Below are 25,886 nucleotides of genomic sequence, written 5' to 3' on the forward strand. Positions count from 1 at the left end.
ATGGAAAAAATAAATCATATAATAACATTACTTGTAATACTATCGTGGATAGCTATTGTTTTCTTATACAAGGACATTGTAAATGTAAAAAGATTTATGCACGATGTTATAAATTCACTTAAAAAAGTAAAAAAGATGGAGTTTAATGCCAAATTAAGTTCTTCGTATTATACTGAATTTAACGGTTTTATAGGTGAATATAATGAGATGGTAGATATTCTTGAAAAATACTTTAATCAAGTAGAGGGAAAGAATATACAATTAAACTCCATATTAAAATCAGTATCTAATGGTATACTTGTTGTTGATATTTCTAATAAAGTATTTCTTATAAATGACAAGGCAAAAGAATATCTTGATTGTCCAGCTGATCTTCTAGTAGAGCATAAGTCTATTTATGAAGTAATAAAAGATAAGAAGATATTAGATTTTTTAAGGTACAATATTAGCTCTGATACTAATATTAGTAAGGAAATTAAACTAGAAAATGGCAAAATATACAATATAAAAATAGATCCAATAAGTATGGACAGTAGAAAAACTATACTTATTGCATCTGTAGTTAATATTGAAGATATAACAGAAAGAATAAAATTAGAAAATATGAGAAGAGATTTTGCGGCAAATGTAAGTCATGAACTTAAAACACCGCTTACTTCTATACAGGGCTTTGTTGAAACTTTGAAAGAAAATGATGAGACAATAGAGCCTGAAATGAGAAAAAGATTTTTAGAAATTATAGAGAATGAATCATATAGACTTAGAATACTGATAAACGATATACTTCTTCTTTCTTCAATAGAAGGTGATGAAGGACTTGAGTTTGAATGGGTTGATGTTAAAGAAGTAAATGAAAGGATATTCGGAATTTTAGATAAGAAATCTAAAAAGTATGGAGTAGATTTAATTTGCCAATATAATATGGAGGAAAATAGCCAAGGCGAAATTCTCCTATATACCCAAAAACAGTACTTTAAGGAACTTATTATAAATCTAATGACTAATGGTATAAAGTATAATAAAAGTGGTGGATTTGTAAAAGTAATATATGAAGAAGATGAAAAAAATTATTATATCACTGTGGAAGATAATGGTATAGGTATAGATGAAGAAGAGAAAGAAAGAATTTTTGAAAGGTTTTACAGAGTAAGCAAATCTAGGAACAAAGATATTGAAGGAACTGGTTTGGGACTTGCCATAGTCAAGCATATACTTATTTCTCTTGGAGGAAATATCGAGCTTGACTCTAAAATTGGAGAGGGTTCTTCATTCAGAATTAGTCTTCCCAAAAATATTAACACTACATATTTACACGAAAATAGGGTATAATAGTAAATTGGTTGATTTAATTTAAGAATAAAAAGAAACGGAATATGTTAAGAAAAGGAAGTGATATATTGAGTACAGAAAATAGACCGATTGTTGCTGTAGTTGGAAGACCAAATGTTGGTAAGTCTACAATTTTCAATAAATTGACTGGACAGAAAATATCAATAGTTGAAGATACGCCAGGAGTAACAAGAGATAGAATTTTTGGAGAAGTGGAATGGTTAAATAAGTATTTCACTCTAATAGACACAGGTGGATTGGAGCCTAAATCAGATGATATAATAATCTCTCAAATGAGAGACCAGGCTATGTTGGCAATAGATATGGCACACGTAATACTTTTTATAGTAGATGGAAAGGGCGGACTTACTGCAGCAGATAGAGAGGTTGCAGAGATATTGAGAAAGACAAAGAAACCCGTAATTTTAGTAGTTAATAAAATAGATTCAAGAAATCAGCAAGATAATATTTATGATTTTTATGAACTAGGTTTAGGAACTCCTGTAGCAGTATCTGGAGCAAATGCCATGGGACTTGGAGATCTACTTGATGAAGTAGTTGAAAACTTCCCAGAAGGAATGAACACAGAATACGATGAAGATATAATAAGAGTCGCCATTACTGGTAAACCTAATGCAGGTAAGAGTTCTATATTAAATAATATTCTTGGTGAAGATAGAGTAATAGTATCGCCGATTGCAGGAACAACAAGAGATGCAATAGACACTTACTTTGAAAAGGGAGATAACAAATTCCTTTTAATAGATACAGCAGGAATAAGAAGAAGAAGCAAAGTATATGAGAGGGTTGAAAAATTCTCAGTAATACGTTCTATGAATGCCGTTGATAGAGCAGATGTTGTACTTATAGTAATAGATGCAACTGAAGGCGTAACAGAGCAGGATACAAAGGTTGCTGGTATAGCTCATGATGAAGGTAAGGGATGTATATTTGTAGTCAATAAGTGGGATTTAATAGAAAAAGATAATAAGACTATGACAAACTTTAGAAATAAAATAAGAGAAAAATTCCCATTTATGAATTATGCTCCTATTCTGTTTGTTTCAGCAGTTACAAATCAGAGAATAAACAAGATTTTACAGACTGTTGTAGAAGTATCTCATGAACAAAATAGAACTGTTACAACATCAGTTCTTAATGAAGTTATAGGAGAGGCTGTAATGCTTAATCAGCCACCTTCAGATAAGGGTAGAAGACTTAAGATTTACTATGGAACTCAGACAGGAACAAAGCCTCCTACTTTTACACTGTTTATAAATGATATAAAATTGACTCATTTCTCTTATACTAGATATCTTGAAAATAGACTTAGAGAAAACTTTGGCTTCGAAGGGACTTCTATAAGAGTAGAGTATAAGCAGAAAAGAAGATAAATAAGGGGGAGGCAAAGTGCTTTTATTATATGTTTTAGTAGCAATATTAGCCTATTTAATAGGATGTATATCCAGTGCATATATAATTAGCAAAGCTTTATTTGGAGTAGATATTAGAACACAGGGTTCAAAGAATGCTGGAACTACAAATGCCTTGAGGACATTTGGTTTTAAAGCTGGATTATTAACTTTTTTAGGAGACTATTTTAAGGGAACAATAGCAGTTCTTATTGCAATGTTTATAGCACATAAGGGACATTTAGATGTTGACCTTGCAAAATATATAGCGGCTTTGGCAGTAGTAGCAGGACACAATTGGCCGGTATTTCTAAAATTCAAGGGTGGCAAGGGAGTTGCAACAACATACGGCGCTATGTTGGGTATAGCTCCTCTACCGACTCTTGCAAGTATGTTATTTTTTATAGTTTTAGTTCTTGTAACAAGATACGTTTCAGTTGGATCTATATTTGGAGTGTGTCTTTTCCCAATTCTTATGTATATGAGAAGTGACTATATAGGAATATGGGTTTGTATACTTTTATCTATTTCTGTAATATATAAGCACAAAGAAAATATAAAAAGACTTTTAAAGGGTCAAGAGAGAAGACTGGAATTAAAGAAAAAATAACCGAACGTAATGTAGACGAATAGGTCGTATTTCAAGGGAGGGTTATATATGAAAAAAGTATGTATGCTAGGTGCAGGAAGTTGGTCTACTGCTTTGGCTAAAGTACTTGATGACAATGGACACAATGTCATCATGTGGGCAAGAAGAAGTGAACAGTGTGAGGAAATAAACAAAAATCATACTAATAAAAAGTATTTGGAAGATATTGTTTTAAGTGAAACTATAAAGGCAACTACAGATATTGAAGCTGCTATCAAAGGTGCAGAGTTAATAGTTCTAGGTGTCCCTTCACAACAAGTAAGAAGCATCTGCAAACAAATAAAACCATATATTTCAGAAAATCAGATAGTTGTAAATGTAGCAAAAGGTATAGAAAATAAAACAGGTAAGAGAATTTCTGAAATTTGCTCAGAAGAACTATCAAATAACAAATATTGTATGCTTTCTGGTCCTTCACATGCTGAAGAAGTTTCAAGGGACATACCGACTGCAGTAGTTGCAGCTTCTGAATGTATAAAGACCTCTCAGCTTGTTCAAGATTATTTTATGAATAAAAATTTTAGAGTGTATACTAACAACGACTTAATAGGTGTTGAATTAGGCGGAGCTACAAAGAATATTATAGCTTTTGGTGCAGGTATATTAGATGGTCTAAACTATGGAGATAACTCTAAGGCAGCTCTTATGACTAGAGGTTTAACAGAAATCAGTAGATTTGGAGTTGCAATGGGTGCAGAGTTATCCACATTCTCAGGTTTATCTGGAATAGGGGATCTTATAGTTACATGTACAAGTATGCATTCAAGAAATAGAAGAGCAGGTATTCTGATGGGGAAAGGGTACACGCTTGAAGAAACAAAAGAAGAAATTCAGATGGTAGTAGAGGGTATCACAGCAACGATAGCCGTATATGAAAAATCAGTAGAATTGGGCATAGAAATGCCTATTACTGAATGTATATATAGGGTTATAACTACAGATCTGGATCCAAAAGATGGGGTATATGAATTAATGACTAGGTCAAAAAAACACGAAAACGAATATATCTTCAAAATATAAGATACAATTTTTAAAATAATACATACAATCTCGTAACTTTTTGATATAATAATATATATGTAGTATTATGCTTATTGAAAATTTATAGTTAATCGTATGTTTTTGACTAATACTATGATAGGAGTAGGTGGAAATATGAGTATAGCTAAAAATTTAGATAAGGTAAGACAGAATATAAAGGATGTAGCTCAGAAATGTGGCAGAAAGCCAGAAGAAATTTTATTGCTTGGAGTTACCAAGACAGTGGACATAGATGTTGTTGAAGAAGCAATTGAGTTGGGAATTACTGATGTTGGAGAAAACAAACCTCAGGAGCTTACTAGAAAGTATGAAGCTATTGGGGATAAGGTAAAGTGGCATCAGATAGGTTCTCTTCAGACTAATAAGGTGAAGTATATTATAGATAAAGTTGAACTGATTCATTCATTAGATAGAATCAGTCTTGCTAAAGAAATACAAAAAAGAGCTGAAAAGGAAGATTTAGATATAAATTGTCTTGTTCAGGTGAATGTATCAAAAGAAGAATCAAAGCACGGAATCTATAAGGAAGATGTTGAGAACTTTATTAGGGAATGTTCTTCAAACTATGATAGAATAAAGATAAAGGGATTAATGACAATGGCACCATTTGATGCTAGCAGAGAGGAAATCAGATCGGTTTTCAAAGATTTGAAAGATTTATCTGTAAAGATTTCAGATATGAACATTGATAATGTAGAAATGAAAGAACTTTCAATGGGTATGAGTGGAGATTATGAAATAGCTATAGAAGAAGGAGCAACAATTGTCAGAATAGGTACATCCATTTTTGGAAAGAGAAACTATAACAAATAAAAAGGGACATTGCTAGGAGGTAAATTATGGCAGGTTTTAAAGATAAAATGGGAAAATTAAAAGACTGGATGATAACAGACGACGAAAATGCTGAAGAAGAATACGATGCGTATGAAGAAGAGTATGAAGATTCATATGATGACTATGAAGACAATTATGAAGAATATGATGATGAACCAGAAGATTTAGGAATTTCATATTCATCAAGTTCTACAAGTAGAGTGGCTGACTATCCAGCTCACAATCAGATGAAAGTTTTAATAGTTGAACCAAGGGTTTATGACGATGCTCAGATGATAGCAGATCATTTAAAGATGAGAAAAACTGTAATAGTAAACTTTGAGAAAGTTACACAGCAGAGTACAAAGAAATCCATTTTCAACTTTATGAATGGGGCAGTTTATGTTCTTGATGGAAGTATTCAGGAAGTTTCAAAGTCAATATTCATACTTGCACCTAAGAATGTTGATATAGATTCAAGTATGAAGAAGGAATTAGAAAGTAAAGCAAGCTTCCCTTGGCAAGCTAGATAGTTAACAAGGAGAGAAAAATGAGTATATTAAAAGTTGCATTGCAATATTTAATAAACATCATAGTTTGGGTAATTATAGCAAAGTCCATATTATCCTGGTTTCCTGGAGCACAGGATAGTAAACTTTATACGGTTTTAGATGATTTTACAGAACCAGTTGAAGGTCCTATAAGAATGGTTTTCGGAAAGTATATGTCCGGTCCTTTTGATTTCACTCCGATGATTGCCATTATTTTTCTTATGATTATCGGCGGTTTAGTGTCGAGATTTTTATAGGTGACATATGGATAAACTAAGGGTTACAAATCATATAACTGATGATGATTTAAGAATAAAAATGTATAAAGTTGTTGATATTTGTAATATAGTATTAAAAAACTATGATATAAGACAGACGGAATTTTTGAATCCATTTGAAGTGAAAAATGCAGTTGCTATTGTCAATTCAGAACAGGATTTGTCGTGCAGAGTCGATGGCGGATATGACGGCGCTGAAAGGTCGGTAGTGTCAATATATCCATACTATATGGAAATAGAAGAAGACGATACAGAGATTAGATTTCTGCAAATTGAAGGCAATTTTAAATTTTCATCAGTATCCCATAGGGATTACTTAGGTTCTTTGATGGGATTAGGAATCAAAAGGGAAAAAATAGGTGATATATTAGTACATGACGACTATTGTCAGATAATTACTGATGCAGATATTGCCGATTATATAATTTACAATTTGACCAAAGTTTCTAATAACACTGTTAAGGTAAGAGAGATAGATAGAAATGAGTTAGGGATAGGAAGTAAAAACTTTGAAGAAAAATCTCATACTGTTTCATCTCTTAGGACAGATAATATTATATCCTCAGTGTTTAATATGTCTAGACAGAAGGCAGTTAAGTTGATAGAAGCAGGTTTTGTAACTGTGGATTATGAAAAGATTGAGAAACCGTCATTTATTGTTCCAGAAGGGGCAGTAGTATCAGTTAGGAAAAAAGGTAAATTTATCTTAAGTGAGGTCGGTGACCTGACAAGAAAAGATAAGGTGAAAATAAAAACAAAAAAATTCGTATAGGAAGTGATATTAATGATTACACCAGAAGAAATAAGTGAAAAAGAATTCAAAAAAGGTTTCAGAGGATATAGTGAAGAAGAAGTTGATATATTCCTAGACCAAGTTAAAGAAGATTATGAAGCTTTAGTAAAAGAAAACGAAGCTGTTAAAGAAAAAATATCAATGTATAAAGAACAAGTAAGTAAGTACTCAAGTATTGAGGAAACTTTAAAGGAAACATTGATCACTGCTCAGAGTGCAGCTGAAGACACTACAAGTGCCGCTAATAAGAAGGCTAGAGTAATTGTTCAAGAGGCTGAACTTCAGGCAAAGCAGATAATTGACAATGCAAACAACAAGGTAATAGAAATAAGAAATGAATATGAAGCATTGGTTAAGGAATTCAAGGTATTTAGAATTAAGTTTAAGTCATTACTTGAAGATGAAATGCAGAATGTAGATGATATATTCAGCGATTCAGTACAGGAACATGACGCATTTAACCAAGTTCATAATCCGACAACTTACGAAGCTACAGGCACTATGAGAATGTCTGTACTTGAAGATGTTCAGGAAGAAGAAGAAATTAATACTATGGGAATAAAGACTGCAGAAGATGTTCAGGAAGAAGCTGCTGAAGATACAACAGGTTCTCCAGAAGATATCTTTAAGATAAAATAGTTAAAAGTTTAGAAAATATCCTGCTTTTAAATATTAGAAGTCAGAGTTTAATTCTTAATAGTTTAGTATTAAAAAATTAAAATTTTTTGAAAATAGCAAAAAACTATTGACGATTTGTTTCTTTTAACATATAATCAATAGCAAATGATTTATAAAAGCGATGATGAAGAAAAGTAATATATATTAACCTTCAAGCGAATCGGGTTTGGTGTGAGCCGATAAGGAGCGTATATGTGAATATCACTTCTGAGCAGAAAGCCGAAAGTCTATGACGATTAAGCCTACCGGGTGGTTCCGATAGAGACTAAAGAGTGTCTGAATAAGTATTTTTATATTTTTCAGAAACTAGGGTGGTAACGCGATTTTAACTCGTCCCTTGCATTGCAAGGTGACGAGTTTTTTATTTTATCTGGATTTATTTTAATAGCTAGATACTAGAAAATATAATTTTTATAAAGGAGAAAAATATGGAAAAAGAATTAGTATTCGAAACGCTTTATGATGGCAGTGTATCAGAAGCGGAAGTTGAAACTTTGAAAAGATGGCAAGAAGATAATATTCTTGAAAAAGTTCTTGAAAAAGGTAAGAATGATCCAACATATGTATTTTTTGAAGGACCTCCTACAGCAAATGGAAATCCTGGTATACATCATGTAATATCAAGAACACTTAAAGACTGGGTATGTAGATATAAGACAATGAGTGGTTATAGAGTGCCTAGAAAGGCTGGTTGGGATACTCATGGTCTTCCAGTTGAGCTTCAAGTTGAAAAGGAATTAGGATTATCAGATAAAAAGGCAATAGAAGATTATGGTATAGAAGAATTCTGTGAAAGATGTAGAAATTCTGTATTTACATATGAAAAACAGTGGAGACAGATGACTGAAAGAATGGCATATGCAGTTGACTTAGATAATCCATACATTACACTAGATAATAACTATATAGAAACTCTTTGGTGGATACTTGATAAATTTAATAAGGAAGGTTTATTATACGAAGGACATAAGATACTTCCATATTGCCCAAGATGTGGAACTGGACTTGCTTCACATGAAGTTGCACAGGGATACAAGGAAGTAAAGACTAATACATTAGTTGCTAAGTTTAAGAAGAAGGGTACAGAAAATGAGTACTTCCTAGCATGGACAACTACTCCTTGGACATTACCTTCTAACGTTGCTTTAACTGTAAATCCTGATATAGAATATATAAAGGCTGAGAAAGATGGAGAGTTCTATTACTTAGCTAAGGCACTAGCAGATAAGCACTTAGGTGAAGGCGAATATGAAGTTGTAGAAACAATGAAGGGTAAGGACTTAGAATATCAGGAATACGAACAGTTGATGCCATTTGTTGATGTCGATGGAAAGGCATTTTTCATTACTTGTGGAGACTATGTTACAGTAACAGACGGTACTGGTATAGTACATTCAGCTCCTGCATTTGGTGAAGATGACTATACTATGGGTAGAAAATATTCACTTCCATTTGTTCAACCAGTAGATAGTGAAGGTAAGTTTACTGCTACTCCTTGGGAAGGTAAGTTTGTTATGGAAGAAGGACTTGATGTAGAAATAATCAAGTGGCTTGCAAAAGAAAACAAATTATTCTCTAAGGAAAAGATAGCACATAACTATCCACACTGCTGGAGATGTTCAACACCTCTTGTATACTATGCAAACCCTGGTTGGTACATAGAAATGACTAAGCTTAAAGACAAGCTTATAGAAAATAATAATGGTGTAAACTGGTTCCCAGAATTCGTTGGTCAGGGAAGATTTGGAAACTGGCTAGAAGAGTTAAAGGACTGGGCTATATCAAGAACAAGATACTGGGGTACTCCACTACCTGTATGGAAGTGTGAATGTGGAAATAAGACAACAGTAGGTTCAAGACAGGAATTAGCAGATTTAGCAATAGAAGATGTTGATCCAGAAACAATAGAACTTCATAGACCTCATATAGACAGAGTACATCTTAAATGTTCTGAATGTGGAAAGCCAATGACAAGAGTTACAGAAGTAATAGATTGTTGGTTTGACTCAGGAGCAATGCCATTTGCTCAGTGGCATTTCCCATTTGAACATCAGGACGATTTTGATACTTTATTCCCTGCAGACTACATTGCAGAAGGTATAGACCAAACAAGAGGATGGTTCTACTCACTACTTGCAGTATCAACATTTGTGACAGGAAAATCTCCATACAAAAACGTACTTGTTACAGACTTAGTTCTTGACAAAGATGGAAAGAAAATGTCAAAGTCAAAGGGGAATACTATTAACCCATTTGAAATGTTTGACAAATATGGTGCTGATGCCTTAAGATGGTATCTTCTATATGTATCTCCACCATGGACTCCATTAAGATTTGATGAAGATGGATTAAAGGAAATAATGTCTAAGTTTGTAGGAACTTTAAAGAATACATATAACTTCTTTACACTATATGCAAACACAGATAAACTAAATCCAAGAGACTTCTTTGTTGAATATGATCAGAGACCAGAGTTAGATAGATGGATACTTTCTAAGTTCAATAACTTAAAGAAGGAAATAGAAGAAAATCTTGAAATATTTGAAGTAAATAAGTCAATCAGAAGAATGACAGATTTCTTAAATGATGACTTATCAAACTGGTATATCAGAAGATCTAGAAGAAGATTCTGGGAAACTGAATTAAATGAAGATAAGAAGTCAGTATATAATACTACTTACGAAATACTTACTGAATACTGCAAGCTAATAGCTCCATTTGCACCATATCTATCAGAAGAAATGTATAGAAAGCTAACTGGTGAATATTCAGTTCACTGTGCTGACTATCCAAGATGCAATGAAGCATTAATAGATGAAGCACTTGAAGAAAAGATGGATCTTACAAAGAATCTTGTAACTTTAGGTAGAGCTGCAAGAGAAAATTCAAAGATAAAGGTAAGACAGCCAATTTCTGAAGTACTTATAGATGGTAAGTATGAAGAACTTATATCAGATCTTGTAGAACTTATTAAGGAAGAATTAAATGTTAAGGAAGTGAAGTTTGTAAAGGATCTTAGCGAATATATGAACTTTACACTAAAGCCTAACTTTAAGGTTCTTGGACCAGTTCTAGGAAAGAATGTAAATAAGTTTGGAAAGCTATTATCAACTCTTGATGCACATGAAGTTGTAGCTAAAGTTGAAGCTGGAGAAAAGGTAAAAGTTGACCTTGATGGAAATGATTTTGAATTTGGATATGATGATATCTTAATCAATATTGAATCTAAGCCAGGATTTAATGTTGCAATGGAAAACAATCTATTTGTAATTCTTGAAACAGTTCTAACTGAAGAATTAATTCAGGAAGGTCTTGCAAGAGAATTTGTATCAAAGGTTCAGCAGATGAGAAAGTCAAGTGGATTTGAAGTGCTTGATAATATCAATATTTATTACAGTGGTGATGAAGAAATAGATAAGGCTGTAGCAGCTTTTGATGAATATATTAAAAATGAAACTCTTGCAGTGAAAGTTGAAAAAACAGAAGCTCAAGATATGGAAATACAGAATTTAAACGATCATGAAACAAAAATGAAAGTTGAAAGAGTATAAGCTTTACTAAAAAAAATACCCAGAAAACTCGGTTTTCTGGGTATTTTTAAAAATTAATAAATATAGTTTTTATATAATTTTAAAAGAGTATTTTTTGAGATAGCCTTTATTAAGGAGGAAATATGTTAAAGATAATGTTTGTATGCCATGGAAATATATGTAGATCGCCAATGGCTGAAGCTCTATTTAGAGATATTATAGAAAAAGAAGATTTAAAGGATAAAATATATGTAAACTCATCTGCAACTTCCTATGAAGAAATAAGTAATCCTGTTCATATAGGTACAAAGAAAAAACTTTCAGAAAAGGGCATAAGTACAGATGGATTATATGCAAGTAAATTGAAAAAAGAAGATCTTCAAAATTACGATTATATATTTACAATGGATCAAAATAATATGAACAATATAAAAAGGGAGTTTGGCGAAGTAGATAAGGAAAAAGTTATGAAATTTCTAGATATCACAGATAATCCTAGAGATATTGCAGATCCTTGGTATACTGGGAATTTTGATGAGACCTATGATGATATATTAGATGGTTGTAAAGTTTTAATAGAAAAACTAAAAAAAGAAATATAAAATAAATAAAAAGTCATTTGGTTATATATAGCTAAGTGGCTTTTTTCTATTTCAAACTGTATAAAACTGTTAAAATAACATTATGGCAATATTAAGTTAAATTGAATTATATATATAAATAGAAAATAGTAAAATTATTTTTTAAAATTAAAGTAGTAATTTAATAAAAAAAATCAAGTTTAAAAGAGTATTAAAGTATAAAAAATATATAAAATAAAAAACAAATATAAAAAACAAGAAAAAATTCATATTAAATTCATGTTATAAAACTTTAAAATAAAAATACAATTTTTTATAAATCCCAACTATAAAAAGCAATAGATATACAGACTGTTTATTTAGGGGATTGATTTCTAATTAACATAATTTCAAAAGCATAGTATTATGTTGTAAAAACTTAAAATAAACTTTATAAATATAATAAAATTTATTTTGAATTAAATAAATTAGAAAAAATATAAACAAATCAATTACTTGTGTTAAAAAATAAATAAAAAGAAAATTCAGAATAATAAACTATCATTCCAAATTCAATTTGATGTTATACAATCAATATAAAGAAGGAGCTAGTTTTTAAGGATGTAAGATATTAAGAAGAAGGAGGTTTTCTTTATGACAACGGTACTAGCTATAAACAAAATGATTGGGGATGTAGTTTGGGGTCCGCCGATGTTAATATTGTTATTAGGTACAGGTATTTTACTAAGTTGTTTGACAGGATTTATTGTAATTAGAAAATTTGTCTATATAATGCGAAACACCTTGATGAAAATGTTCAAAAAAAGTGGTCATGGTGAAGGTGAGGTATCCGCATTTCAGGCAGTTTCTACGGCATTGGCTGCAACAGTAGGCACAGGAAATATTGCCGGTGTTGCATTGGCAATAGCAATAGGTGGCCCAGGAGCAGTCTTTTGGATGTGGTTGTCTGCAATATTTGGAATGACAACGAAGTTTTCTGAAGTAATATTGGCGATAACCTATAGAAAGAAAAATCAAGATGGATCTTTTTCAGGTGGACCTATGTACTACATATCAAGAGGTCTAGGTTATAAGTGGTTAGCAGGTCTGTTTGCAACATTTGCAATGATAGCATCATTTGGTATAGGCTGTATGACTCAGTCTAACTCAATAGCAGATGCATTGAAAGCATCCTTTAATGCAAATCCTTTTATTGTTGGTATAGTATTAGCAGTTTTATCAGGAATAGTAATATTAGGTGGTATTCAGAGAATAGGTCAGGTTACAGAAAAGCTTGTTCCTTTTATGGCATTATTTTACATAGTTGGAGCTTTGGCAATTATACTTATAAACGCAAAGCAAATACCTAGTGCTTTTTCAATGATTTTTAGTACAGCTTTTACAGGGCAAGCAGCTACAGGTGGATTCGCTGGTTCTACTATGATGATGGCACTTAGAAATGGTGTATCTCGTGGTGTATTTACAAATGAAGCTGGTCTTGGTAGTGCTCCTATAGCTCATGCAGCAGCAACAACTGACCATCCAGTAAGACAGGGACTATGGGGTGTATTTGAAGTGTTTATGGATACAATAGTTATTTGTACTATGACAGCTTTAGTAGTTTTGGTATCAGGTGTTTGGGATTCTGGTCTTCAAGGTGCAGCCTTAACATCGGCAGCATTTGATGAAGGGTTTAGAGGAGGTAAGTATATAGTATCTATTGGTCTAACGCTATTTGCTTTCTCTACAATACTAGGCTGGTCATACTACGGTGAAAAGTGTACAGAGTATATTTTAGGTAAAAAATTTATAACTCCATATAGATTAGTATATATTTGTCTAGTGTTTGTTGGAGCAATAGGTGGTCTACAGTCAATATGGGCTATATCAGATACTCTAAATGGATTAATGGCAATACCAAACTTAATAGGTCTAGTATTGTTATCAGGAGTTGTAGTAACGATGGTTAAAGATTTCTTTAAGGATCCAGATAGAATTAGAGAAAATGAAAAAGAATATCTTTCAGTTTTACCTGAAAAGTATCAACCAAGAAGTGTAGATAAGTAATAAATATTTATATAAATCGGGTAATATATAAGTTAAGGACAGGAGAATTTATTGATTTTCCTGTCTTTATTTTTATTGTTGAAAGTGTTTTTCTTAAAAACTATAAAAGAATATCTTCAAATATGGTATAATATAACTTAGTATATTATGCAGTTTGGTGGTGATTTTTTGAAAATAAGGGCTTTAGAAGTTACGGAATTAAATGAATATGTAAAAAGAATATTAAATGATGATCCTATTCTAAGCAATATAAAGGTTAAGGGTGAAATTTCAAATTTCAAAATACATTCATCAGGAAATGTGTATTTATCTTTAAAAGATGAAAAATCGAAAATAAATTGCATGATTCATAGAAATAATTTTGATAAAAAATTAGATTTGGACAATGGTAAAAAAATAATAGCAGAAGGATATATATCTTCCTATATAAGAGATGGTGTGTATCAATTATATATAAGAAAGATAGAAATAGAGGGACAGGGAAGACTTTATTTAGAGTTTTTGAAATTAAAGGAAAAACTTCAAAAGGAAGGTCTTTTCAATTTAGAACATAAAAAAAGTATAAAGAGATTTCCCAAGGCAATTGGAGTAATAACATCTCCAACAGGTGCAGTAATAAGGGATATTATAAATGTAGTTAAAAGAAGATATCCTAAAATTGATATAAAATTATATCCAGTCTTGGTACAGGGGGAAAATTCAGCCGATAATCTTGTAGAAGGCTTAGAATTTTTTAATGAAAGTAATAATGTAGATACCATTATAATAGGAAGAGGCGGTGGATCTCTTGAGGAACTTTGGTCTTTTAATGAAGAAAAGTTAGCTAGAGCCATATTTGCATCTGAAATTCCTGTAATATCAGCCGTTGGTCATGAAACAGATTTTACTATATGTGACTTTGTATCTGATATGAGGGCGCCGACTCCATCTGCAGCGGCTGAGATTGCCACACCAAATCTAGAGGATTTGATAGCTACTCAAAACAATATACTTAGAACTATAGAGAGATATGTAAATAATACTATAGTATATAACAGGCAAAGAATAGATTCTGATCTACATAGATTCAAATTATTCTATGAAAGGTCAATGTTTGATGATAGATATATGGAGCTTGACAGATTCAAAGAAAAAATAGATAATTTAATATCTTTGGTAATAAGAGAGGAAAAAGAAAAACTTAATATTTTTTCTAAAGGAATGGCAAATTTAAATCCATTTTCAGTTCTTGAAAGAGGATATACTATTGTTGAAAAAAATGGTTTAGCTATTACAAGTAAAGAAGAAGTTGAGCTTGGGGAAAGGCTGGATCTAATATTAAAAGATGGTAAAATAAAATGTGAAGTTGTTGAAAAATAGGAGATGTTTATGGAAAATACAGAAAAAATGGATCTATCCTATGAAGAGGCAATAACTAGGATGGAAGAAATACTAAAAAAGCTTGAAGTAGGAAATAATAAACTTGAAGAGTCGTTAAAGTTGTATGAAGAGGGTATAAAATTATATAGATACTGTAATGAAGTATTAAATAAGGCGGAACTTAGAGTTACAAAGTTTAACGATGAAAGAGAAGAAATAGAGGTGGAAATATAGTGGATTTTGTTTCAGAACTGAAATCAAAAAGTAAGTTTATAGAAGAAGAAATCAAAAAGTACATGCCCAAAGAAGAAGGATATCAGAAGTCTGTTTTTGAGGCTATGAATTATAGTCTTAATGCAGGTGGAAAAAGACTAAGACCCATCTTGATTATGGAGTCATATAAAGTTTGTGGTGGACAAGATGATATGTATTTACCTTTTTCAGCTGCTATTGAAATGATACACACTTATTCTTTGATACACGATGATCTTCCAGCTTTGGATAATGATGATTTGAGAAGAGGAAAAGCTACAAATCACAAGGTGTTTGGTGAAGCTATGGCTATTCTTGCAGGAGATGCACTTTTGAGTCATGCTTTTGAAACAATGTTGGGTGAAAGTGTAGATTCTGCATATCCTGAAAGAGGTTTAAAAGCAAGCTATGAAATATCTAAGGCTGCTGGGATATATGGAATGATAGCAGGGCAAGTTGTCGATGTAGAAAGTGAAGGTATTAAAATCGATAAAGATAAATTAGATTTTATACATAGAAATAAAACAGCGGCTATGATAGTTGCTTGCATGAGAGCTGGAGCAATGCTTGCAGGAGCAGATAGTGAAAGAGTAGAGGCTCTAACTATATATGGGGAAAAAATAGGATTAGCTTTTCAAATAGTTGATGATATTTTAGACATTGTAGGAGATGAGGCAACTTTAGGTAAGCATGTTGGTAGTGATATAGAAAATGAAAAGTCTACTTATCCAGCTATATTTGGAATTGATAAGTCATGGGATATAGCACAGGGGCTAGTAGATGATGCAAAAAATCAGTTGAAAATTTTTGATAAGAATAATGAGTTTTTATCAGATTTATCAGATTACATAGTAAGAAGAAAATATTAAGTTGGGGGGAAATAATGAGTTACGTTGTGGATTTTTTTGCAAATAAAACACTTTGGGTAAGTGTTTTATCCTGCTTTATAGCTCAGTTCCTAAAAATTTTTACAGGTGAAAAGAAAGTAGAGCTTTCAAGAGCATTTATTTCAGGAGGAATGCCGAGTTCCCATAGTTCATTTGTTTCTTGTATGTCTGTTATGATCGGGATGAAACATGGTTTCAATTCAGATATGTTTGCTGTTGCAGCAGTAATTTCTTGTATCATAATGTATGATGCATCTGGAGTTAGACAGGCAGTTGGAAAACAAGCAACAATAATTAATCAACTAGTTGAGGCTTGGCAAAATAAGAAAACGACTCAACAAGAAAAATTAAAAGAACTTGTTGGTCATACTCCTAAGCAAGTATTCTTTGGTGCTTTACTTGGGATTTTAGTAGGTATAATATTTTATTGATAAGGTGATAGATAATGTATAAATTACTAGAGGGTATTGATTCGCCCCAAGATATAAAAAAATTAAATAATCTTGAACTTAAAGAACTGTCAAAAGAAATGAGAAAATTTTTAGTTAAGAAAGTATCTCAAACAGGAGGTCACTTGGCTTCTAATTTAGGCGTTGTTGAGCTCACACTTGCTCTTCATAAAGTTTTTGATAGTCCAAAAGACAAGATAGTATGGGATGTTGGACATCAGTCATATGTTCACAAAATGATTACAGGTAGAAAAGAACAGTTTGACTCATTAAGACAATTTGATGGAATGTCTGGATTTCCAAAAGAAAGTGAAAGTGAACATGATATATTTGATACTGGGCATAGCTCTACATCAATATCTGTTGCACTTGGACTAGCAGCTGCTAGAGATATAAAAAAGGAAAAGTATCAAGTTATTTCTGTAATTGGAGATGGTGCAATTACAGGTGGAATGGCAGTAGAAGCCCTTAATAATCTTGGCTATATGAAAAAAAATATTATAATAATATTTAATGACAATGAAATGTCTATTGACAAAAATACAGGGGCATTTTCTTCATATATGTCAAAAATAATAAAAAATAGTGATGCTTTAAGTTTTAAAGATAGAGTTGATAAAATAATGAATCTTACATCGATGGGAGGGGCTTTGTCAAGAAAGGCAAATAAGCTAACTGACTCTATTATTACTAGCATATCTCCATCTGAATGTGGATTTATTGACGCATTGGGAGTGAAATATATAGGTCCAATTGATGGACATAATATCGAAGAATTAGTAGATATACTTGAATATGCAAAACACATAGAAGGACCTAAATTTATTCATGTTAAGACAGTTAAGGGTAAAGGCTATAGATTTGCAGAGAGTAGACCTGATGCCTATCATGGAGTTGGAAAGTTTGATTATAGAGAAGGTATAAAGCAGTCTTCAAGTAAATCAATTTCTTCAATAGTAGGAAAAACATTAGTCGAAATGGCTGATGTAAATGATAGAATAGTTGCCATTACAGCAGCTATGCCAACGGGAACGGGTCTTAATATATATGAGAAGTTCCATCCAGATAGATATTTCGATGTTGGAATCGCAGAACAACATGCAGTTACTTTTTCTGCAGGTTTAGCAAAAGCAGGTTTGAAACCATACTTTGCAGTATATTCTACCTTCCTTCAAAGAGCTTATGATCAGCTTATACATGATGTATGTATAACAAAAAAGCCAGTTACTTTTTTAATAGATAGGGCTGGTTTAGTTGGCAATGACGGTGAAACACACCATGGAGAATTTGATTTATCTTATTTAAATCCAATACCAAACATTACGGTAATGGCTCCGTGTGACACAAAAGAAATGGCTGATATGATAAAGCTATCTGAAAGTATGGAATATCCTGTAGCAATCAGATATCCAAGAGGTAGTGAATATTATTTTAATAAAGATAACTATAGCTTTATGAAAGATATTGAAATAGAAAATATTCCAATAAATATGGAGAGTATTTCGGAACCACAGATAATATACAGTGCTTTTGAAGATAATAAAAAGAAAATAGCTGTTTTTACAATAGGTAATATGTTAATTCCAGTAATGGAAGCTGTGGACTCTATTTTGAAGGAAAGAGATGATATTTCTTTTGAAATAGTAAATGCAAGATACTTAAAGCCTATGAATAAGGAAAAGTATAGTGAAATAATTAAAAATGCAGACAAGGTGTATACTGTTGAAGATAATGTTATAACAGGTGGTTTTGGAAGTAATATTGAAAATATAGCAGAGTCTTTTGAATTAGATGCTAAGGTTGAGAAGATAGGTATACCTGATGTATTTGTAACACATGGTAATACAGATATTCTTATGGATGAAATAGGAATGTCAGCAGAGAAATTAAAAGATAGAATAGGGGATTGTTAATGAAAAAGAGAATAGATGTTCTGCTCGTTGATATGGGTTATTTTCAGAGTAGAGAACAAGCAAGAAGACATATAATGGCTGGTAATGTTTTTGTAGACAATCAAAGAGTCGACAAAGCTGGAACTGCCGTAAAGATCGATTCAGAAATAAGAGTAAAGGGAAAACTTATACCATATGTAAGTAGAGGAGGTCTAAAGCTTGAAAAAGCCCTTAAAAACTTTGACCTTACTCTTGATGGAAAAGTATGTATGGATATAGGAGCATCTACTGGAGGCTTTACAGATTGTATGCTTCAAAATGGAGCTAGAAAGGTCTACTCTGTAGATGTTGGATATGGACAACTTGCATGGAAACTTAGAGAAGATAAAAGAGTCGTATGCATGGAAAGACAGAATATAAGATACTTGGACGAGGAACTTCTAGATGAAAAGCCTGATTTTGCTTCAATAGATGTTTCATTTATTTCATTAAGACTTGTTCTTCCTAAAGCATGGGAAATTTTAAACTCAAAAGGAAGAGTAGTAGCTTTGATAAAGCCTCAATTCGAAGCAGGAAGAGAAAAAGTAGGTAAAAAAGGTGTTGTAAGAGAAAAGTCAACACATATAGAAGTAATAGATACTGTTTCACAGATGGCAATTGGAAAGGGATTTAGAATTTTAGATCTAGATTTTTCACCAATAAAAGGTCCTGAAGGTAATATAGAGTATCTTATTTATTTAGAAAAGATAGATGAAAAGCTTGAAGAAGATGCAACAGTAGAAGAGGCGAGAGTATTTATAGAAGATAATAAATGTCTTGAAGGATTTAATAACTCATATGATTCATATTATGAAAAAATAAAGGAATTAGTAGAGGAATCTCATTCTTTAGATAAATAGTCTGGAGGAAGTTATGATACATGAATTATATATTAAAAACTGTGCTCTTGTAGAAGAACTAAGGGTAACTTTTGGGAAAAAACTTAATATACTCACAGGAGAGACAGGTTCGGGAAAATCTATAATTCTTGAAGCTTTGAATCTTTGTTTAGGTGGAAAATACGATAGAAGCTATCTTAGAAAAGGAACTGATTCAGGTGAAGTAGAAACAGTTATTTTTTCAGATAATACAGTTTTTCATGAGATGCTAAAGGATAGAGGTATAGAAGTTGACGATGAAAATATGATTGTAATTTCTAGAAAGCTGTATAGCGATGGAAAAACTGTAACAAAAATAAATGGTAAAAATATTAAAGTGTCTGATTTGAAACTTATTATGGCAAAAATAGTAGATATGCATGGTCAACATCAGAATCAGGCACTTTACAATAGAGAAAATCACCTTGAATTTCTCGACTTATTTGGAAAAGAAGAAATAAAAAAAGAGTATGAGATTTATAAAAAATGCTACAAAGAGTACAATGAAATAAAAAGAAAAATATTTAAACTTAATGACAATAAATCAGATATGGAAGTTCAAAGAGAAAAGGATCTTCTTAAATTTCAAATAAATGAAATAGAGGCTGCCAATCTAAATGTTGATGAATATGAAGAATTGAAATCAAGAAAGGAAATTCTTGAGAATGGTGAGAAGATTTTTTCTTCTCTAAGTGAAACGTATCAATTACTTCATGCTGGTCAGTTTAACTCAGAAGATCAAGTTGGAAATGCAAGTAATTTATTGTCATCTGTTTCCAAATATGATAAGGAAATAGAAAAAATAGAAGAAACAGCAAATAATGTTCTTTATGAAATTCAAGAACTTTCGAGATCTATCCGAGTATATCTTGATGCTATAGACTTCGACCCCAATACACTAAATGAGATACAGGAAAGATTATATGTAATAAATAATCTAAGAAGAAAATACGGTGATACAATAGAAGAAATTCTTGAGTATTATGAAAAGATACAGGAAAGATTAGACGACATAGAGAATAGAGAAGAAAAAAACTTGAAACTTCAGAAGGAACTATCTTTAAAGGCTGATGAATTAAATGTTTGTGCAGAAAATCTATCTAGTGTTAGAAAAGAACTTGCAAAGAAATTAGAGGATAATCTCTTAAAAGAATTATGCACACTAAATATGAAAAATACTAAATTTAAGGTAAACTTCAAAAAAATAGAGTATAATGAAAAGGGAAATGATGATATTGAATTTTTAGTATCATTTAACTTGGGAGAGGATGTAAATCCTCTTTATAAAGTGGCATCTGGTGGAGAAATGTCTAGATTTATGTTGGCATTCAAATCTATATTGTCAGACGTTGATAAAATAGAAACTCTAATTTTTGATGAAATAGATACAGGTATAAGTGGAAGAGCAGCTCAAACAGTAGGAGAAAAACTTTCTGCTATTTCTAAAGAAAAGCAGGTAATATGCATCACGCATTTACCTCAGATAGCATCTTTTGCAGATGAGCATTTTTATATTGAAAAAAATGTTGAGAATAAAAGAACATATACTTCAATAGAAAGGCTAGATAGAAGTTTAAAAAAGAATGAAATCGCTAGGCTTATATCTGGAACTATAATTACAGAAAAAACAGTAGAGCATGCAGATGAGATACTTGAAATTGCAGATGAAATAAAAAAATAGATTTCTTTACAAATATTTAATCGGGGAGGTAATGATGCGAGTAGAAGCAAAAATAAGAAAAGATAGAAAAACTAAAAAACTCGCAAAGAGAATAGCGGCAGGGGAAATTGCTGTTATTAATCATGTTGATATAGATGAAGTTGCAGCAAAGTCTTTAGTCGAAGCAAAAATCAGACTAGTAATCAATGCAGCAGAGTCTATCAGCGGAAGGTATCCTAATGCAGGACCTAATATTTTGGTCAAGGAAAACATATTAATAATTGATAATGTTGGAATGGATGTCTTTGATTCTCTTAATGAGGAGGATGTTATTTTAGTTGAAGATGGAAAAATTTATAGAAATGACGAGTTTATTGGCGAAGGTGAAGTAATGGATGCAGAGCTTGTAAAAATAAAGACCAAGCATGCATATGAGAATATAGGAGCTGAACTTGACAGATTTATAGATAATACTATTGAGTATGCAAAAAAAGAAAAAGGTATGATCTTAGGTGAAGTCGAAATACCTAAAATGGCTACTAAGTACGATGGAAAGCAAGTATTGGTAGTTGTAAGAGGTCATAATTATAAGGCTGACCTTCAAGCAATAATTTCCTATATAGAGGAAGTTAAGCCAGTTCTTGTAGGAGTAGACGGTGGTGCAGATGCACTTTTAGAATTTGGATACAGACCAGATGTTATTGTTGGTGATATGGACAGTGTAACTGATGAAGCTTTGAAGTCAGCTAAGGAAATAGTAGTTCATGCCTACACAGATGGTCGTGCACCAGGGCTAAAAAGAGTTGAGGATTTGGGACTTAAGGCGGTAGTATTTCCATCTCCGGGGACAAGTGAAGATATAGCAATGCTTGCAGCATATGAGTATGGTGCAGAGTTAATAGTAGCCTTGGGAACTCATTCAAATATGATTGACTTTCTGGAAAAGGGAAGAAAGGGAATGGCATCTACATTTTTAGTTAGATTGAAGATTGGTGCTAGACTAATAGACGCAAGAGGTGTAAGTATGCTTTACAAGAGTAGACTAAAACTTAAATATATAGTTGCTCTTGTAATTACAGCTCTTTTCCCAGTATTGATAGTGGCATCTCTATCACCTAAAGTTCAGACTTTTTTACAATTAATACAAATCAAGATGAGATTGATGCTTGGAATGTAGCAAGTCATGTATTAAAATAAATAACAGGAAGGTAAGAAAAATGCATATAAATTTTAAATATTTTATCGTTTCAATTGGTTCTATATTCTTAGCCTTAGGGATAGGAATTCTCATAGGTTCGGGTCTAGGAAATAACGAAACGATGCAAAAGCAAAATGAAGCAATAGTAAAAGATATAGATGAGCAATTTAATGTTTTAAAGACAAAAGATGAAGAACTTATAAAGGAAAATAAGATTTTGAAAGAAAATGCAGATTCTTATAGAAGGTATATTGTGAGCAATCAAGCTATTTTGACTGCAAATAAGCTATCTGGGAAGAATATAGGAATAATATCATTTGACGAGAAAGATGATACAGATGAAGTAGATTCATCCATAACTAGTGCTGGTGGAAATATAGCATTTAAAATAACAATAAAAGAAGCAATCTTTGAAAAGGGAAGTGCTGAAAAAATAAATGAAAAACTTCAAACTAACATATCTAGCAACGCAGAACTTATTAGTTTAATAACAGACTCAATTAAAAATCCAACAGGAAATGCAAGTCTAAATGCACTTTCAGAATTAGGATATGTAAAAGTTGATAAAATGGTTGGACAGTATGAATCAGTAAATAATATAGTATTTATAAATGCTGCAGGAAATAAAATGAAAAATAAGGTAAATGACCTAGAAAAACCTATTGTAGAGATTGTAAAGAATGAAAGACCTGTTGTAGTTGTTGAAAGTAGTGCAAATAGCAATGAAAGTATGGAAGAATTTTCAAAAATGAAAATAGCAACAATAAATAATATTGATCAGGCATCAGGACAAATTTCACTTGTAAATTGTCTTTCAAATGACAAGCTAACTGGAATTTATGGTAAGGATAAAGAGAATAATATAGTTACAATGGCTGTAACTAAGTAATGGAGGATAGACAGATGTTTACTAGTGTAATAATACCGGCATATAATGAAGGAGAGAGGATAAAGGATACTTTAGACAACATAGTCGACATCAATATAATAGATGAAATATTGGTAGTAGATGATGGTTCAAAAGATAATACGGCTCTTGTTCTTAAAAATTACAATAATCCTAAAGTAAAATACCATATACAAAATCCCAATCAGGGAAAAGGTAAAGCTCTAGAAAAAGGATTAGAGATGGTAGATGAAAAAAGCGAGGTAATTGTATTTTTAGACGCTGATGTAGGTAAAACATCATCTGAGGTAACGAAAATAATAAAACCAGTAATAGAAGGAGACTGTGATGTAGCAATAGCTAGATTTAGACCAGCTAAGAAAAAAGGCGGAATGGGCTTTGTAAAGAGACTGGCTAGGGATTCAGTTTATGAGCTTACAGGAGTTGAACTCAATGCTACAATATCTGGACAAAGAGCCTTCAGAAGAGAAGTAATAGAAAGATTTGACAGTATACCCGATGGATATGGAGTAGAAGTTGGTATGACAATAGATATTCTTAAATGGAATTACAAAGTAAAAGAATATATTGTAGATATGACTCATAATGAAACAGGTAGAGATTTAAGCGGTTTTATACATAGAGGTAAACAGTATATACATATAAGAAATATAGTAAACAAAAAAAGAAAAGAGTGGGGGAATTAGCATGTATGATTATTTGATGATATTGATGCTTTTCTGTATAGGAATAGCAGTTACTTTGCTGACAATTCCTATGATATCCAGAATGCTTGCTAGAAATGGTATGTTGAGACCCAATTATAGAGGTGAACAGATACCGGTGAGTATGGGCATATGCTTTATTCCTGCTTTGATAATTAATTCTATAATACTTCTTTACTGTAATGTAGATACAATGAGACTTTTAAAAATATTTATCTTATTGTTTGGTATAATGTCCATGGCTTTTGTAGGTTTTATAGATGATAGTATAGGGAATAGAGATGTTACAGGTTTAAAGGGACACTTTACTGCCTTGCTAAGAGGAAAGTTAACTACTGGTGGATTTAAAGCTGTTTTAGGTGGATTAGTTGGTCTTGTGATATGCGTTTCATTTGATAGAACAATTGCTGGAATAGTTGTAGGAACTCTTGTAGTTGCTCTTTCTACTAACTTGATGAATTTATTAGATTTAAGACCTGGAAGAGCTATAAAAGTATACTTATTTATCTCAATAATACTTTTTATATTTTCGTCAATGTTTGAAAGAGAAATGATAGCACTTATATTACCAGCTGTTATTGCTTATTTTTATTTTGATTTAAAGGCAAAAGCTATGATGGGAGATACTGGATCAAATGTATTGGGAATATCTATAGGTATATTTATTGTAACTTCACATAGTTTAGGAGTTCAGGTTTTTTGGCTTCTTCTATTGATAGTAATACATTTGGTTGCTGAAAAATTCTCTATAACAAAACTTATAGAAAAGAATTTTATACTGAATTATATTGATAAATTGGGAAGGAATTAGAATATGATTAGTAAAAAAATTGGAATAGTTGAAAAGATAAAAAGTGAAAATCCAGCAATACAGGATATTTTTGTAAATATAGATGGCAGTACAGAAAGAGCCTATAATTATATAGGCTTGACAGGAAGAGCCAAAATTGGTGATAAGGTAGCTTTAAATACAACAGCTGTGGAACTAAGTTTGGGAACAGGCGGATTCCATTTTGTAATATTTAATATGGATAATCCTGAGTCGACTTTTACAGAAGGTGGACACATTATGAAGTTAAGATATACACCTATGCAGATAAAGGTAGATTCTGTTGAAGAACAAGGCAGTAAATACCATGATGTATTTAACGACTTTGTATGTCTTGAGAAGATGCCTGTAGCAGTAGGGACACTTCATAGTATATTGCCACCATTTGCAGCGACATTTAAAAAACATTGTCCAGATAAAAAATTGGTATATATAATGACAGATGGTGCTGCATTACCTCTTGCCTTTAGCAAAAATGTAGAAAACCTTAAAGAAAAAGGTTTAATAGATGCCACAATAACATATGGCAATGCTTTTGGTGGAGATTATGAATGTGTAAATATATATACAGCTTTAATAACTGCAAAGGCAATATGTAAGGCAGATTGTGTAATAGTAGCTATGGGACCCGGTATAGCAGGCACAGGAACAAAATATGGTTTTAGTGGCATAAATCAGGGTATGATTATAGATGCAGTAGAAAAGCTAGGTGGAGAGTCTTTTGTAATACCTAGAATAAGTTTTGCTGATCTAAGACCTAGACACATAGGTATATCTCATCATTCAATAACAATTTTGAGTGAGATTACAAATAAATCGACTAATTTAGTCATCAATGCAGGCTATGATGAGTCTAAACTTAGAATCATAAAAGATCAGATTTTATGTAGTAGCATTGGAGAAAAACACAAAGTTTCATTTAAAAACTATGAACATACCAAAGAAGATTTAGAAGAGTTTGATTTAAAAGTAAAGAGTATGGGAAGAAACTTTGAAGAAGATAGAGAATTCTTTGTAGCAGCATCAACTGTTGCAAGTGAAATCTCGAAAGAGCTAAATGACTAGAAGCTGAAAAACATACTAAAAGCCTAAAAACAAAAAACAGTTAAAGTCAAAGCAAAAGAAATTAAA

24 protein-coding genes and 1 other annotated feature are annotated in these 25,886 nt (G+C 31.8%); all 24 genes read left to right on the forward strand.

Annotated features, from left to right (window positions below):
* The 24 genes from BMY82_RS00245 to BMY82_RS00360 all read left to right on the forward strand — a co-directional run bounded on the left by BMY82_RS00245 (window position 1) and on the right by BMY82_RS00360 (window position 25,820).
* Window positions 1-1,329, forward strand: a complete 1,329-nt coding sequence (locus tag BMY82_RS00245) for an ATP-binding protein (protein WP_091972935.1) — start codon at window positions 1-3, stop codon at window positions 1,327-1,329.
* 44 nt (window positions 1,330-1,373) lie between these two features.
* On the forward strand, window positions 1,374-2,723 hold the full coding sequence (gene der / locus BMY82_RS00250) for a ribosome biogenesis GTPase Der (RefSeq protein ID WP_091972940.1): 1,350 nt from the start codon (window positions 1,374-1,376) through the stop codon (window positions 2,721-2,723).
* A 16-nt stretch (window positions 2,724-2,739) separates the two neighbouring features.
* Window positions 2,740-3,351 (forward strand): glycerol-3-phosphate 1-O-acyltransferase PlsY, encoded by a 612-nt coding sequence (gene plsY, locus BMY82_RS00255; RefSeq protein ID WP_091972943.1) that lies wholly within the window; start codon window positions 2,740-2,742, stop codon window positions 3,349-3,351.
* Window positions 3,352-3,399: 48 nt separating this feature from the next.
* Entirely contained in the window at window positions 3,400-4,410 is a 1,011-nt protein-coding gene (locus tag BMY82_RS00260) for an NAD(P)H-dependent glycerol-3-phosphate dehydrogenase (protein ID WP_091972946.1), read from the forward strand.
* A 135-nt stretch (window positions 4,411-4,545) separates the two neighbouring features.
* Window positions 4,546-5,244, forward strand: a complete 699-nt coding sequence (locus BMY82_RS00265) for a YggS family pyridoxal phosphate-dependent enzyme (RefSeq protein ID WP_242938874.1) — start codon at window positions 4,546-4,548, stop codon at window positions 5,242-5,244.
* Between the two features lie 26 nt (window positions 5,245-5,270).
* Complete coding sequence (locus tag BMY82_RS00270) at window positions 5,271-5,777, forward strand: cell division protein SepF (protein ID WP_091972949.1); 507 nt, start codon at window positions 5,271-5,273, stop codon at window positions 5,775-5,777.
* Window positions 5,778-5,794: 17 nt separating this feature from the next.
* The gene (locus BMY82_RS00275) at window positions 5,795-6,052 is read left to right on the forward strand and encodes a YggT family protein (protein ID WP_091972952.1); all 258 of its coding nucleotides are present in this window, start codon (window positions 5,795-5,797) and stop codon (window positions 6,050-6,052) included.
* Between the two features lie 7 nt (window positions 6,053-6,059).
* Window positions 6,060-6,845, forward strand: a complete 786-nt coding sequence (locus BMY82_RS00280; RefSeq protein WP_091972955.1) for a YlmH family RNA-binding protein — start codon at window positions 6,060-6,062, stop codon at window positions 6,843-6,845.
* A gap of 12 nt (window positions 6,846-6,857) precedes the next feature.
* Window positions 6,858-7,505 (forward strand): DivIVA domain-containing protein, encoded by a 648-nt coding sequence (locus BMY82_RS00285; RefSeq protein WP_091972958.1) that lies wholly within the window; start codon window positions 6,858-6,860, stop codon window positions 7,503-7,505.
* A gap of 151 nt (window positions 7,506-7,656) precedes the next feature.
* Window positions 7,657-7,885, forward strand: a binding site (T-box leader).
* 87 nt (window positions 7,886-7,972) lie between these two features.
* Window positions 7,973-11,095, forward strand: coding sequence for an isoleucine--tRNA ligase (gene ileS / locus BMY82_RS00290; RefSeq protein WP_091972961.1), 3,123 nt, complete (start codon window positions 7,973-7,975; stop codon window positions 11,093-11,095).
* A gap of 122 nt (window positions 11,096-11,217) precedes the next feature.
* Window positions 11,218-11,676: a low molecular weight protein-tyrosine-phosphatase gene (locus tag BMY82_RS00295; protein WP_091972964.1), complete on the forward strand. Its 459-nt coding sequence runs from the start codon at window positions 11,218-11,220 to the stop codon at window positions 11,674-11,676.
* Window positions 11,677-12,288: 612 nt separating this feature from the next.
* Window positions 12,289-13,701 carry an alanine/glycine:cation symporter family protein gene (locus BMY82_RS00300; protein WP_091972966.1) on the forward strand — a complete coding sequence of 471 codons (1,413 nt, stop codon included), beginning with the start codon at window positions 12,289-12,291 and terminating at the stop codon, window positions 13,699-13,701.
* A gap of 168 nt (window positions 13,702-13,869) precedes the next feature.
* Window positions 13,870-15,060: an exodeoxyribonuclease VII large subunit gene (gene xseA / locus BMY82_RS00305; RefSeq protein WP_091972970.1), complete on the forward strand. Its 1,191-nt coding sequence runs from the start codon at window positions 13,870-13,872 to the stop codon at window positions 15,058-15,060.
* A gap of 9 nt (window positions 15,061-15,069) precedes the next feature.
* Window positions 15,070-15,294 carry an exodeoxyribonuclease VII small subunit gene (gene xseB, locus BMY82_RS00310; RefSeq protein WP_242938875.1) on the forward strand — a complete coding sequence of 75 codons (225 nt, stop codon included), beginning with the start codon at window positions 15,070-15,072 and terminating at the stop codon, window positions 15,292-15,294.
* On the forward strand, window positions 15,294-16,181 hold the full coding sequence (locus tag BMY82_RS00315; protein ID WP_091972974.1) for a polyprenyl synthetase family protein: 888 nt from the start codon (window positions 15,294-15,296) through the stop codon (window positions 16,179-16,181). The genes xseB and BMY82_RS00315 overlap by 1 nt, the downstream gene beginning before the upstream one ends.
* Window positions 16,182-16,195: 14 nt before the next feature.
* Window positions 16,196-16,630 carry a divergent PAP2 family protein gene (locus BMY82_RS00320; RefSeq protein WP_091972977.1) on the forward strand — a complete coding sequence of 145 codons (435 nt, stop codon included), beginning with the start codon at window positions 16,196-16,198 and terminating at the stop codon, window positions 16,628-16,630.
* A gap of 14 nt (window positions 16,631-16,644) precedes the next feature.
* Window positions 16,645-18,561, forward strand: a complete 1,917-nt coding sequence (gene dxs / locus BMY82_RS00325; RefSeq protein ID WP_091972980.1) for a 1-deoxy-D-xylulose-5-phosphate synthase — start codon at window positions 16,645-16,647, stop codon at window positions 18,559-18,561.
* A complete protein-coding gene (locus BMY82_RS00330) occupies window positions 18,561-19,439 on the forward strand; it encodes a TlyA family RNA methyltransferase (RefSeq protein ID WP_091972985.1) in 879 nt (292 codons plus the stop codon). Before dxs ends, BMY82_RS00330 begins: the two co-directional genes overlap by 1 nt.
* Window positions 19,440-19,452: 13 nt before the next feature.
* The gene (gene recN / locus BMY82_RS00335; RefSeq protein WP_091972988.1) at window positions 19,453-21,138 is read left to right on the forward strand and encodes a DNA repair protein RecN; all 1,686 of its coding nucleotides are present in this window, start codon (window positions 19,453-19,455) and stop codon (window positions 21,136-21,138) included.
* A gap of 34 nt (window positions 21,139-21,172) precedes the next feature.
* Complete coding sequence (gene steA, locus BMY82_RS00340; RefSeq protein ID WP_091972991.1) at window positions 21,173-22,294, forward strand: putative cytokinetic ring protein SteA; 1,122 nt, start codon at window positions 21,173-21,175, stop codon at window positions 22,292-22,294.
* Window positions 22,295-22,334: 40 nt separating this feature from the next.
* On the forward strand, window positions 22,335-23,204 hold the full coding sequence (locus BMY82_RS00345; RefSeq protein WP_091972994.1) for a copper transporter: 870 nt from the start codon (window positions 22,335-22,337) through the stop codon (window positions 23,202-23,204).
* A 14-nt stretch (window positions 23,205-23,218) separates the two neighbouring features.
* Window positions 23,219-23,908 (forward strand): glycosyltransferase family 2 protein, encoded by a 690-nt coding sequence (locus BMY82_RS00350; protein ID WP_091972997.1) that lies wholly within the window; start codon window positions 23,219-23,221, stop codon window positions 23,906-23,908.
* A 1-nt stretch (window position 23,909) separates the two neighbouring features.
* Entirely contained in the window at window positions 23,910-24,737 is an 828-nt protein-coding gene (locus BMY82_RS00355; RefSeq protein WP_091973001.1) for an MraY family glycosyltransferase, read from the forward strand.
* A 3-nt stretch (window positions 24,738-24,740) separates the two neighbouring features.
* A complete protein-coding gene (locus tag BMY82_RS00360; protein WP_091973004.1) occupies window positions 24,741-25,820 on the forward strand; it encodes a DUF3866 family protein in 1,080 nt (359 codons plus the stop codon).
* Window positions 25,821-25,886 lie beyond the last annotated feature (66 nt).

Origin of the sequence: Peptostreptococcus russellii (genome assembly GCF_900110295.1) — a bacterium.
GTDB classification, from domain to species: Bacteria; Bacillota; Clostridia; order Peptostreptococcales; family Peptostreptococcaceae; genus Peptostreptococcus; species Peptostreptococcus russellii_A.